Raw genomic sequence first — 13,067 nt, forward strand, 5'->3', positions numbered from 1 at the left:
GTCTCTATCAAGGTTTCAGGCAGACAGGTTGCCGGGATAGAGCGGCGGCAGCCCAGATTCCGGAGAGTCCTGCTCGTTTCCCTCTCGGCGTAGTCGCTGCAGAGCCTGAGCCAGCGCAACGCCGTCCCAGTCAGGGGGTGTTTGCGCTGCGGGCGAGAACAGGTGCGCCTGCAGCCGGCGAATCTCGGTTTCCAGGTTCTGATCGGCACACCAGTCGCATACTTCGCTTGCCGTATGGAACTGGTGTCCGGGAAAACGCTGGTTCATCCACTGCACCAGTAGGACAGGGGTGGACGATGACCCTGCGCGGGCAGACTGAATCAGGTGTTCAAACAGTGTCCCTTCCCGCGAATCGGGGCCACTCGAGTCTGTCCGGGGATGAGCATCTTGTTTCCTGGCGCGCCACCACAGCACCATTGTGATCACCCACAGAACTGCCAGTGCCAGGCTCAGCCATTGCCAAACGCCGACGCCGTTCCCGGTTTCGGCTGCCATGTCACTGCGGCTTTCAGTAGCCTCCGGTTCCACCTCATTGTTGGCGGGCGCTGTCGGCTGGGTAACCTTTGCCGGGGAGCCCGCAACCTGAAGGGTTTGTGCCGGTATAACGGCAACACGCTGGCTGTCCGTGCTGGTGTCCCACCAGGGTATGCGGATCTCTGGCAGGGTCAGCTGTCCGGACTGCACGGGCACCAGAGCACTGGTCTGGCTTAGCCTGGAGGTCAGGCCTTCAGGTGTTACTTCTGTTGATCGTTCCGGTTGCTCCGGATAGCTTCTGAGACCCTCGGGTGTTGCGTCGGGCAGCGGCGGCAGTGCCTCTGAGGGCAGTCCGACCGCCTTGAGGGTTATTTTCCGGGTAAGGTTTTCGCCGGTTTCCACCTGCATGGTGGGCGGCAAGCCGGCCTCGTCCAGGCTGAGGGAGTTCGCGGGCAGCCAGATGTCCCCGGTAAAGCCCGCGGGCACTTCCTTGACCGGCACTTCGTAGAGTTGTTCGCTATCTCGCAGGAAGATCAGTTTGCCGCTGGCATCGCGAGCCTGCCCTTCGAAACGGATCGGAGGCAGCGAGAGTTCGCCCGGCTGTTGTGGAAACAGGGCGTAGCGGCGCTCCACCACCCGATATCGGACGCCATCACGGTAGCGGGAAAACTCCCGTTGTTTGCCCAGGGGCTCGATGATGGCATTCGGGTGTTGGGGTTCCGATAACTCCCCGCGAATGAGGTTGCCGCTGAAGAACAGGCGGATGGTCAGCGTGAGTTGTTCCTGAACATAGACCTCAGCCTTGTCGGCGGACAACTCGATGAAGCTGTTCCTGCTGGCGGTCCCCTGATCCGGTGGATGGCCGCTGACTACCTCAATCTTTACCGGTTTGGAGGTCGAATCCCTGAAGCTGAGAGTTGGTATGGTCAGCGTTCCATTCCGCCTCGGTGCCAATTGGTAGGTCCAGGTGATTTCACCGATCATCTCGCTGTTTTCGGTGCGAATGCTGTAGCGCTGGTTCTTGCCAATGACCTCGAAGTCCGGCTCCACCTTTTCAATGTCCGGTGCGGGCAGCTCCGAGAGATCAAAATCGAACAGGTTGCTCAGGTTGATGTCGAGCTTCATCGAGCCGGTTATGGTCAGGGTCAGCACTTCGCCTTCGTACAACCGGGTCCGGTCCGGTTCCACCTTGAGTTCCTCGGCCCGAAGCGATGTCGTCAGAGTCACCAGCAATAACAACAGAATGGTGGGGAAGGTTAGCGGTTTCACCATGGTGTATCGCCCTCATCGGATGGTGTCTGACGTTCCTGGTACTGTTGCAGGAATTTGCGTTTCAGCAGGCCGCCGGGATTATCCGGAACCCGCCGCAGCCACTGCTCCTGGCCCTGGGATAGTGGCCGCTCCGAGATCTGTGCGGGCGCTTCGGCCTTACCCGCAGGTTGCTTGCCACCATTGGTTTGGTCCTGCTGCTCCTGCTTTTTCCGATCACCTTCGGATTCACCCGGAGATTCCTGCTGGTCGCGGTTTTCGTTTTCCGGTGACCCATTGGACGACTGCTGCGGCTGCTGGCCCGAGTTCTGGCTCTCGTTGGATTGCGATGGGTTTTGCTGCTGTTCCTGATTCTGGGACGACTGGTCCTGATTCTCGCTCTGACTGTCGCCGGACTCCTGCTGGTTCTCCTGTTCCTGCTGTTGCTGCTCGAGCAACTTCTTCACCAGTGTACGGTTATAGTCAGCATCCTCCAGGTCCGGGTTTTGGGCCAGCGCCTTATCATAGGCGGCAATGGCTTCCTCGAGTTTACCCGCCCGTGCCAGGGCGTTTCCCCGATTGTAGTCGGACCGTGCACCCTCAGCGGCGGAAAAGGCGTCAATGGCCTGATCGAATTGGCCGGATTTATAGAGCGCTGAACCGCGCCATTCCGGGTCCTCCAGCCGCTCGGCCGCGCTGTCGGGGTCCTCACGGATCATGTCCGGCGCTCGCTGATCTTCCCGCTGCCAGAGAGCGGCCCAGTCCTGGGCCTGAGCGGGTTGAGGGACGAGCGGCATGATGGTCAGGGCCACGATCGCGAATGCGCCTCTTCGCCATCCCAGTAACAGTAAGGGTAATGTCAGCCAGAGCAACCAGTAGCCGTCGTCCTGCCACCGGTTCACGGTAAGTCCGCTTTCACTTTCCTGCCAGTCGTCGTTATCCGTGGGTTCAAGTTCGAGCGCCTGGATGTCGGTTTCGTCGAGGGTCAGTGTCTGGCTCGCGCCGCCGTTTTCCGCGGCCAGATCGGCCATGGTATCGGGTGCGGCCCGAGCGATAACGATTTCCCCGTTGTCACGGATAAAGCCGCGCTTGGCAAGGGGGATAGGCCCACCTTCCTCGGTGCCAACCACCAGTGTGCTCAGGCTAAGATCAGTACCCGACAGGGTTTTGCTGATTGCAGAGTGGTAGCGTTCGGGCACTTCATCCGAGATCAGAAGAATCCGGCCCTTACCCGGTGCCCCCTGGGTGAGCAATGCCTTGGCCCGGGCGATTGCCAGATCGGCCCGGTTTCCCGGTGCCGGCATAATCACGGGATCGAGGACGTCGAGCATTCCTTCGATAGTCTTGCTGTCGTCCGTCAGGGGGGCAACCACGTGCGCATCCGCAGCAAAAACGATCAGGCCATTAAGGCTGCCCTGGCGCGCGTCCAGAATATCCCGGATCTTCCGTTTTGCGAGAGTCAGCCGATCGGGTTCCACGTCGGTGGCAAGCATGGACAGTGACAGGTCCAGGGCAATCACGAGACTGTCCCCCGGTTGTTTCAGCGGCGTGGGTGCTTCCCGCCAGGCCGGGCCGGCCAGGGCAACGGCAAGTACCGTTGTCGCAAAACAGACCGGCAATAGCGGCGACCGATGTCTGGCCCCCGCTGCACCCCCGTGACGGATCACCGGCGCGAGCAGTCTGTCAGATATTACCCGGGACCACCCGCTGTCTCCGGCCCCCAAATGCCTCAGGGTTATGTAGATCAGCGGCAGGCTCAGGATCAGCAACAGCCAGAACGGTCGAAGGAAGTGAAAATCAGTCACGGGCTTCCTCCCCCTCGGTCTGTTGGCGAGATATCACCAGGTGTCTGAAGGGTCTGAGCATGAGCAGCGCCAGCCAGAGCAGGGCCGCCATTCCGGCCGGCCAGGCAAATAACTCGGTCACTGGCCGATAGAATTTACCCTCCACTTCAATCGGTTCCAACTGATTGATGCTCTCGTAGATCATTTCCAGTTCAGGCAGGCTTCGGGCCCTGAAATAGCGGCCGCCAGTCTGTTCGGCCATGCGGGTGAGGAGTGCTTCGTCGAGGTCCCGAGAGGGATTGACCCGCCGCGACCCCAGAAACCCCCTCTGAACCATGGATTCTGCGCCAATGCCGATGGTGTAGAGTCGAACCCCGGCGGCTTCGGCAATCTCCGTGGCCTTGTCCGGCGTAATCTCACCTGCCGTGTTGGCGCCGTCCGTCAGCAGGATCACCACCCGTTGATCCTGAGGCCGATCGCGAAGTCGTTTGATGGCGAGGCCGACGGCGTCGCCGATAGCGGTAGCACGGCCCGCCATGCCCAGCCCGGATTCGCGCATCAGGGTACGAACGGTCTCCAGGTCGAAGGTCAGTGGCACCTGCACATAGGGTTGGGTGCCAAACAGGATCAACCCCAGCCGGTCACCTTTGCGTCGCGTGACAAAGTCGTCGAGTACGACCTTGACGGCCTGCAGCCGGTTGATGCTTCGCCCCTGAATGATCATGTCCTGTTCATCCATACTCGGGGAGATGTCCACCAACAGCATCAGATCCCGACCGGACACCGGAAGCTGGACGTGCTCGCCCACGTGCTGTGGCCGTGCTATGGCGACCACCAACAAGAGCCAGATGACGAACAGCAGGACCTTTTTCCAGATTGGCGTGGCACTGCCCCTTCGACTGACGCCGGGGAGTTCGGACAGCCAGTGGCCGACAGGTAGTACCGGCGCGTCCACCGATTGTCCGACCGGCCGCCGCCATTGCAGGAGCAAGGGCAGGCCTGCGAGTAACAACAGCCAGGGGTAGGCGAGGGTCAGCATTTCTGACCTCCCAGCCAGCGCCAGGCGAAGTCCATGGCCTGTCGGGGATCGGCGCTGGCCCTTGGCTGCCAGGCACTGTGGACGATGGCTTCGACCACCGGTCGCGAGGCCACCCGGTCGCCCGGTGCTTTCTCAAGCAGAAAGGCCACCCAGGCTTCACCGGACAGCGTTTCCGGGTGGAGGTCGGGGTAGCGCTGGCGGGCGGCGCGTTTTAGCAGGCTATTCAGTCGGGAAAACCAGTCCGGATCTCGTGCGGCCCCTCGCTCAAGGTTGGCAAGTTCCGCCTTCGCCAGCCGGAGCCAGCGATTCTTCTGCTGTCGCCGGCGGATCAGCCAGACAATGCCGGTAATCGCCAGAAGCAGGATCAGCGCCAGGATCCACCAACCGGGCGCCGGGGGCCAGAAACCTCCGGTCTGAGGCAGATGAATATCCCTGAGCTGGCTGAGCGGGTCCTGGGAATTCATCCGATCCGCCCTCCCGGCCCCAGCAGGCTCTTCAAAACCACTGCAGGGTCGTCGGCAGTGGACAGGGTAGCGGCCGCCACGCCGGAGGTTCGGAAGCACTCTTTCAGACGTGCCTCGTGGGCTTCCACCTTGCGATGCCATGCTTCCTGGAACTTCGTATTGGCAGCATCAAACCAGACCGGCCCGTCCGGGCCCGCGACCGCGAAACGGCCGCTGTTCGGCAGTTCGAGCTCCAGCGGATCGACCACCCGCAGTGCGCTCACCGAGTTGTGGTGGGCCAGAGCCCCGAGGAGGGCGCCGGTTTCGTCTGACACACCGAGAAAATCGCTGATCACAAATATGCGGCTGCCGGTATGGGCCACCCGACGGGCTTCGGCGAGAGCCTGATCCAGGCCATTCGACACGTCATTAGTCGAGCGGGCCTCCGGATCTCGACCCGGACACCGCTGTTGTTCGGCCAGCGTGTCCAGCAGGCGCAACACCGATTTCTTCCGGCGGGCAGGGCGCAGGACGCTGAGTTCCCGGTCGTTAAACACGATGCCTCCGACCTGGTCGCCGGCCCACAGCGCCAGCCAGGCAAGCAGGCTGGCAACCTGGGCGGCACGGACCTGCTTGAAGGCGCCGGTGCTGGCGAAGTACAGGGTCTGGCCAAGATCGCACAGCAGCAGGACCGGGCGTTCCCGTTCCTCTTCATAGAGCTTGGTGTGGGGTGCCTGACGCCGTGCCGTTACGCGCCAATCGATGCTGCGGATATCGTCTCCCGGCTGGTACTGGCGGACTTCCGCGAAGGCCATGCCGCGGCCCCGTTGAGGGGACCGTTGCAGGCCCGCCTGCCGGGTGCGTACCGGCCGGGCGGAAGGTAGCTTCAGGGCCCTGGCATCCGCTTGCAGGCGGATCAGGTCGGGCAGACTGATATGTGTTACAGCGTCGATGTTGGCCATGGTGGCGTGGTCAATCTGTCGGGTCAGGAGTGAACATCAGGCGGTTACCGGCACCCTGTCGATCAGTCGCTGGATGACCGTATCGGCCGTCATGCCTTCGGCTTCCGCCTCGAAGGTCAACAGGATGCGGTGGCGAAGGACATCGAAGGCCATAGCCCGGACATCGTCCGGAGTCACGTAGTCACGACCATCCAGCCAGGCCAGCGCCCGTGAGCAGCGATCGAGGGCAATGGTGCCCCTTGGACTGGCGCCGAACGCCGTCCAACGTGCCAGTTCCGGGTCCAGACTAGCGGCATCCCGACTGGCCAGCACCAGAGCCAGAAGGTACTGCTCGACCGGTTCGGCCATGTAGATATCCGCCACTTCGCCCCGGGCCTCGAACACCTGCTCAGCGGTCAGTTGTATGTTTGCCTGCGGCTGGCCCTGGCGATAGTCATTGCGCGCCAGGTGCAGGATGGCTTTTTCGGCATCCGCGGACGGGTAATGAATCACCACGTGCATGAGGAATCGGTCGAGCTGGGCTTCGGGCAGCGGGTAGGTACCTTCCTGCTCAATGGGGTTCTGGGTGGCCATGACCATAAACAGGCGGTCGAGTGGGAAAGTGCGCAGGCCCACACTGACCTGGCGTTCTCCCATGGCTTCCAGCAATGCCGACTGGACTTTGGCCGGCGCCCGGTTGATTTCATCGGCCAGTACGAGGTTGTGGAAGATGGGCCCCCTCTGAAACTCAAACTGGCCCGTTTCGGCCCGGTATATCTCGCTGCCCGTCACATCGGAGGGCAAAAGATCCGGTGTGAACTGGATCCGGTGAAAGTCGCCGTCCAGATGATCGGCGAGCGCCTTGATCGCGGTGGTCTTTGCCAGACCGGGGGCACCCTCTACCAGCAGGTGTCCATCCGCAAGGAGCGCAATCAACAGCCGGTCCACCAGTTTTTCCTGCCCGATTATCCTTTTTGCCAACTGCGATCTGAGCTCACCGAACGTATTCTGTAACGACATTGGAAGTGACTGCTCCCACTCTTTTTGGGTTCATCAAAAGAACGTGTTTCGTCCGTAAGTAGTTGCCGCAGTTTTGGTGTCTGGCCGGCAAAAATCAAGGGTTTGACTATGCTTATGTGACGATACGACGATTACGTTTATTTCACACTAACCGAGGTCGACCATGAATGCGCTGACAGTGGCCAGCAAGGATCAGTTTTTTGAACAACTGGCTGATGCGTTCGCCCAGAAGATTGCCAAAACAGAGGCAAAGAAAATCAGCGAATTTGCGAAACAGCATTACGCCCATATTCCTCTCGAAGAGCTCGTTAGTCGACGATTTTCGGATACCTACGGTGCGGTGCTGGCCGCCTGGCAGTTTCTCCAGAAGCGAAGTGCCGAGGAATCCCCGGTCTCGGTGTTTAACCCGGACCTTGAAAGTGATGGTTGGCAGTCCACCCATACCGTCATTTTCATCCTGCACCCGAACATTCCCTTTCTGATCGATTCCCTGCGGATCGCGATCAACCAGCGGGAGATCGGTACCCACTCCATCCAGCACTCGATCCTGCAGGTGGAGAGGACTCAGGAAGGCAAACTGAGCAAGCTGCTCTCCAGCAGGAAAACCAACAAGGAGGCCGAGTACGAAGCCTTCATCGTACTCGAGATTGACCGTCACAGCGATCCGGCGGACCTGAGAGACCTTGAGGAAGCGCTTCAGACTGTCCTGCACGAGGTGCGGATCGCGGTGGCGGACTTCCCGGTTGTGACCAACAAGGTGACGGAAATCCTGGAGGAGCTGGACGACACCACGGCGGGCATCAGTGAGGAGGAAAAGGAGGAGGCGCGGTCCTTCCTGAACTGGCTGGTGCAGGATCATTTTACCTTCCTGGGTTATGACGAGTACGACTTTGCCAAGGACAAAAGCGGCATGGTGGTGCGACGGGTCGAGAACTCCGAGCTGGGTATCCTCAGGGTCAATAACGAACGACCGGACAGGGTCCGGTTGAACGAGTTGCCCCAGCGGACTCGCCATGAAATGACCCGCACCGACGACATCTTTATCTTCGCCAAGTCGGCACAGCGGTCCCGGGTGCACCGCCCGGCCTACCCGGATTACATCGCGGTGAAGAAGTTCAACAGCAAGGGCGAAGTGGTCGGCGAACGTCGTTTCCTCGGCCTCTACACGGCCCGGGTATACAACGAGCGCCCCGACGAGATTCCCTTGCTGAGGCGGAAGTACCAGAGTGTCATGAAGCGCTCGGGCTTTCTCCGGGACGATTACGCGGGCAAGGAACTGGAACAGATTCTGACGCTGTACCCGCGGGACGAACTGTTCCAGATCGAGAGCAATGAGTTGCTGAAGGTTGCCAAGAGCATCCTCTACATTCAGGAACGTCGGCGGATCGAGCTCTTTCTGCGGGAGGATGTCTATGGGCAGTTCGTGACCTGCCTCGCTTTCTTTCCCCGGGATATCTACAACACCGAGTTACGGCTCAAGGTCGAGCAGGTGCTGTTGGACCGGCTGGAAGCGGAAGACATTGAATTCGTGACCCATTTCTCCGAGTCGGTACTCGCCCGTGTGCAGTTCACGGTCCGGGTTCCCCAGGTGGAAAACCGCCAGCTTCCGATTTCCGAGATTCGGGAGAAGGTAATTGAGATGGCCCAGTCCTGGCGTGACGGACTGTACGAGGCGCTCAGCGAAGCCTACGGTGAAGAGGAGGGGAACGAGTTACACCGGCTCTGGGCCAGCGGTTTCCCGGCCAGTTACACAGATATGTTCTCACCGCGCCGTGCGGCCATTGACCTGGAGCATATCTCCCAGTCGGCCCGCTCCAATGATCTGGCGATGAGCTTCTATCGGGCGCTGGAAGAAAATGAGAGCACACTGCATTTCAAACTCTTCTTCCCCGACGAGCCGCTGCCCCTGTCCGATGTGATGCCGATTTTCGACAATCTCGGCTTCCGGGTGTTGGGTGAGCACCCGTTTGAGGTGGTGGACCGTCACGACAAGACGGTATGGATTCACGACTTCACCCTGCAGGCCCACACCGGGCGCGTGGTGGATATCCATCGTATCCGGCCGATCTTTGAAGATCTGTTCCGGCGTATCTGGTACGGCGAGGCCGAAAACGATGCCTTCAACCGGATGCTGCTGTCCTCTTACATGAGCTGGCGCGAGATTGCGTTGCTCAGGACCTATGCCCGTTACATGAGGCAGATCCGCTTCTCCAACAGTCAGACGTTTATCTCAAACACCCTGGTCAATCATGTTGATCTGACCCGGATGCTGCTGGATTACTTCGAAGTGCGATTCAATCCAGAGCGCTATCAGAGTGGCGGCAAGAGTGGAGCGGCCCAGCAGAAGCTGGAAATCGAGTTCAATGCCGGCCTGGACGAGGTGGAAAACCTCAGTGAAGACCGGGTCCTGAGGCTGTATCTGGAATTGATGCAGGCGACCCTTCGTACCAACTATTACCAGCCTGACGATCAGGGCGCCAACAAGTCCTATATCAGCGTCAAGTTCGATCCATCACGGATCCCGGACATGCCGTTACCCATGCCGATGTTCGAGATTTTCGTGTACTCGCCACGGGTTGAGGGCGTGCACCTGAGGGGCGGAAAGGTCGCCCGCGGGGGGCTGCGCTGGTCGGATCGGTTCGAGGATTATCGCACGGAGATCCTCGGGCTGGTGAAAGCGCAGCAGGTCAAGAACGCCGTGATTGTCCCGGTGGGGGCCAAGGGTGGCTTTGTCGCCAAACGCCTGCCAGATCCTTCTGATCGCGAAGCCTTCCAGGCCGAGGGTATCGAAGCCTACAAGACCTTTATCCGAGGGTTGCTGGATATCACCGATAACCTCGTGGAGGCCGGCATCCAGCCCCCCGAACGGGTCGTGCGGCACGATGAGGACGACCACTACCTGGTGGTTGCAGCGGATAAGGGTACGGCAACGTTCTCGGATATCGCCAACGGCCTGTCCGCTGAATACGGTTTCTGGATGGGTGACGCCTTTGCATCCGGCGGTAGCAACGGCTACGACCACAAGAAAATGGGCATCACGGCGCGTGGCGCCTGGGTGTCTGTCGAGCGACATTTCCGAGAGTTGGGTGTGAACCCTGCGCTGGATGAGTTCACGGCGATTGGTATCGGTGACATGGCCGGTGACGTGTTCGGCAACGGCATGCTGTGCTCCGAAAAGACCAAGCTCGTTGCGGCGTTTAACCACGTCCACATTTTCATTGACCCGACGCCGGATCCGGAACGGAGCTTCAAGGAACGGAAACGGTTGTTCGAGCTGCCCCGTTCCTCCTGGACCGACTACGACACCAAGCTGATCTCGAAAGGGGGTGGCGTTTTCAGTCGCAACGCCAAGTCGATTCCGCTCAGTCCGGAAATGAAGAAGCTGCTGGGGATCAAGTCGGACCGGGTTCCCCCAAACATGCTGATTTCCCATATCCTCAAGGCGCAGGTGGACCTGCTCTGGGTCGGTGGTATCGGCACCTACGTGAAGGGCGTCAGCGAAACCCATGCGGACGTCGGTGACAAGGCCAACGATAGCTTGCGGATTAACGGCGCCGAGCTGCGCTGCAAAGTGGTCGGTGAGGGCGGAAACCTGGGGCTTACCCAGCTCGGGCGTATTGAGTTCGCCCTGAGGGGCGGGCGCCTGAACACCGACTTCATCGACAACTCGGGCGGCGTTGACTGCTCGGACCATGAAGTTAACATGAAGATCCTGCTGAACCAGGCTGTTGCCATGGGGGATCTGACCGGCAAGCAACGCAATCTCATGCTGGAAGAAATGACCGACGAAGTTGCCGCGCTGGTGCTGAAGAACAACTACCGCCAAACCCAGGCGATCAGTATTGCCAGTGAGGACGCGGCGGTCCGGCTTGAAGAGTACCGCCGGCTGATGAACACCTTCGAAACCGAGGGCAAGCTCAACCGAGCGCTTGAATTCCTGCCCGACGATGAAACCCTGTCGGAGCGCAAGCTGGACAAGAAGGGGCTGACGCGCCCGGAATTGTCGGTGCTGATTTCCTATGTGAAAGGCGACCTGAAGCAAACGCTGATCGACAGCACATTGCCAGATGAGCCCCTCCTCGCCGGGGAGATGTATAAGGTCTTTCCTCGCGGGTTGACCCAGAAGTTCGCCAAGGAACTGGGCGAGCACCAGTTGAGACGCGAGATCATTGCGACCCAGATTGCCAACGACATGGTCAATCACATGGGTATCACTTTTGTCGAGAGGCTGAGCCAGTCCACAGGAGCCGACCCGGCTTCGATCGCCCTGGCCTGGATAATTGCCCGGGATGTGTTTCGGATCGATAACTGGTGGGACCGGATCGAGGAGCAGGACTTTAACGTTCCTGCCCAACTGCAGATGTCGCTGATGCAGGATCTGATGCGGCTGATGCGTCGTTCGGTCCGCTGGCTGCTGCGTAACCGTCGGGCCGAACTCAGCATCCAGAACCATATCGAACGGTTTGCGGACAGTGTCTGGGCAATCACGGCCAATCTGCCGGAATATCTCGGCGAGCAGGCTCGCACGGCCTGGGAAAAACGCCACATGGCACTTGTCGAGGCCGGTTTGTCCAAAGAGCTGGCATCGGTGGTGTCAGGTACCGACTACCTGTATTCATCGCTGGGCATCATTGAGGCCCAGGAAGCGACTGGAATGCCCCTGAAAACGGTAGCCAATCTCTATTATGAGGTCGGAGACCGGCTTGACCTGAACTGGTTCGCGCAAGCGATTGCTTCGCTCACTCCTGCGTCTCACTGGCAGGCACTGGCGAGGGAAAGTTTCCGTGAGGATCTCGAGTGGCAGCAACGGGCCTTGACCACCGGCGTGCTCCGGCTGGCGGAAAAAGCGGAAGATCTTCCGGCCTGCGTGGACGCCTGGCTGAACCGGCACACGGGAATGGTCCATCGGTGGAAATCCATGCTCGCGGAGCTCAAGGGTGTACGCGAACCCGAGTATGCGATGTTCTCCGTCGCACTGAGGGAATTGCTCGATCTGGCCCAGAGCACAACGCACTTGGGTCATCTTGAAGTCGAGCCTGAGACCAACTGAGTATTGATTTGTGTCAAGGATTACCGTTCAATCACAGGCTCCAAGCCATTGAGTGGGGGACATTTTGATGGGTCAGCTTGACCACCTTCTTGAAAAAAACCGGGAATGGGCCGACGGGATCAAAGCCGAAGACCCGAAGTTTTTTGATCGTCTGTCCAGCCAGCAGGCGCCTGACTACCTCTGGATTGGGTGTGCCGACAGCCGCGTGCCGGCCAACCAGATCGTGGACCTGATGCCGGGGGAGTTGTTTGTTCATCGGAACGTGGCCAACGTGGTTGTTCACACTGATTTCAACTGCCTCTCGGTGCTGCAGTTTGCGGTCGAGGTGCTGAAGGTCAAGCATGTGATGGTCGTCGGCCATTACGGTTGTGGTGGGGTGCGGGCCGCTCTGCTGAATGAGGGCTTTGGACTGATCAGCAACTGGCTGCGCCATGTCCAGGATGTTCGGGACCGGCACCAGTCAGTGCTTGATGACATCACCAGCGAACAGGATCGTGTTGACCGCCTGTGTGAGCTGAACGTTGTGGAGCAGGTTGGGCACGTGTGTCAGAACAGCATCGTGCAGGAAGCCTGGAAACGCGGGCAGCCTCTGACGGTACACGGGTTTGTTTACGATCTTGCGGACGGCATCCTGCGGGACATGGGGTTGTCCATCTCCAACGAGCAAGACCGTGAACGCATCCAGCAGAACAGTGTTGAGGAACTGGTGCTAAGGCCGGTCCGGGCCGGGCGCCAGAAAAAGGCATAGCGTCAATTGTAAAATGGCGTAAAAAATCGTGAAGGCCGTCACTTCTGAACCCGTGGCGTCATCACAGTTGGTCACCTCCCGTTTTGGTACATTGGTACCTGCAGTAAGCGAGGAGGTTGACCATGAAAGAACTGATGCAAAAAGCGCTGATTGCCCTGGCAAAGCGGAAGCCCGATAACCTCGAATCAGATGTCCGGACCGATGACCGCAAGGCATCCGGCCCTCGCCATGGCGAAGAATGGGGTATGTCTCCTGAGGACGCACTGCGGGTCGGAACCGTCGCTCGATACAAGTAACGCTCTCACAGTCGTTTCCTCCCG

9 protein-coding genes are annotated in these 13,067 nt (G+C 59.7%); 3 read left to right on the top strand and 6 right to left on the bottom strand.

Going from position 1 to position 13,067, the window contains the following annotated elements:
* Positions 1-15: 15 nt before the first annotated feature.
* The 6 genes from QQF73_RS07190 to QQF73_RS07215 are packed head-to-tail and all read right to left on the bottom strand — an operon-like array spanning position 16 to position 6,949.
* The gene (locus QQF73_RS07190; protein WP_285367748.1) at positions 16-1,746 is read right to left on the bottom strand and encodes a BatD family protein; all 1,731 of its coding nucleotides are present in this window, start codon (positions 1,744-1,746) and stop codon (positions 16-18) included.
* Complete coding sequence (locus QQF73_RS07195; protein ID WP_219866159.1) at positions 1,740-3,527, bottom strand: VWA domain-containing protein; 1,788 nt, start codon at positions 3,525-3,527, stop codon at positions 1,740-1,742. Before QQF73_RS07195 ends, QQF73_RS07190 begins: the two co-directional genes overlap by 7 nt.
* Positions 3,520-4,545 carry a VWA domain-containing protein gene (locus tag QQF73_RS07200; RefSeq protein ID WP_285367749.1) on the bottom strand — a complete coding sequence of 342 codons (1,026 nt, stop codon included), beginning with the start codon at positions 4,543-4,545 and terminating at the stop codon, positions 3,520-3,522. Before QQF73_RS07200 ends, QQF73_RS07195 begins: the two co-directional genes overlap by 8 nt.
* On the bottom strand, positions 4,539-5,009 hold the full coding sequence (locus QQF73_RS07205; protein WP_285367750.1) for a DUF4381 domain-containing protein: 471 nt from the start codon (positions 5,007-5,009) through the stop codon (positions 4,539-4,541). Before QQF73_RS07205 ends, QQF73_RS07200 begins: the two co-directional genes overlap by 7 nt.
* Positions 5,006-5,950 carry a DUF58 domain-containing protein gene (locus QQF73_RS07210; RefSeq protein WP_285367751.1) on the bottom strand — a complete coding sequence of 315 codons (945 nt, stop codon included), beginning with the start codon at positions 5,948-5,950 and terminating at the stop codon, positions 5,006-5,008. The genes QQF73_RS07205 and QQF73_RS07210 overlap by 4 nt, the downstream gene beginning before the upstream one ends.
* A gap of 36 nt (positions 5,951-5,986) precedes the next feature.
* On the bottom strand, positions 5,987-6,949 hold the full coding sequence (locus QQF73_RS07215) for an AAA family ATPase (protein WP_285367754.1): 963 nt from the start codon (positions 6,947-6,949) through the stop codon (positions 5,987-5,989).
* 163 nt (positions 6,950-7,112) lie between these two features.
* On the opposite strand from QQF73_RS07215, the gene QQF73_RS07220 reads away from it, so the two are divergent.
* From QQF73_RS07220 to QQF73_RS07230, 3 genes are all read left to right on the top strand, one after another.
* Positions 7,113-11,999: an NAD-glutamate dehydrogenase gene (locus QQF73_RS07220; protein ID WP_219866154.1), complete on the top strand. Its 4,887-nt coding sequence runs from the start codon at positions 7,113-7,115 to the stop codon at positions 11,997-11,999.
* 67 nt (positions 12,000-12,066) lie between these two features.
* A complete protein-coding gene (gene can / locus QQF73_RS07225) occupies positions 12,067-12,747 on the top strand; it encodes a carbonate dehydratase (protein WP_219866153.1) in 681 nt (226 codons plus the stop codon).
* 122 nt (positions 12,748-12,869) lie between these two features.
* Complete coding sequence (locus QQF73_RS07230; RefSeq protein WP_219866152.1) at positions 12,870-13,043, top strand: hypothetical protein; 174 nt, start codon at positions 12,870-12,872, stop codon at positions 13,041-13,043.
* Positions 13,044-13,067 lie beyond the last annotated feature (24 nt).

It is taken from the genome of Marinobacter albus, from assembly GCF_030238305.1.
In the GTDB taxonomy this organism is placed as follows: Bacteria; Pseudomonadota; Gammaproteobacteria; order Pseudomonadales; family Oleiphilaceae; genus Marinobacter; species Marinobacter albus.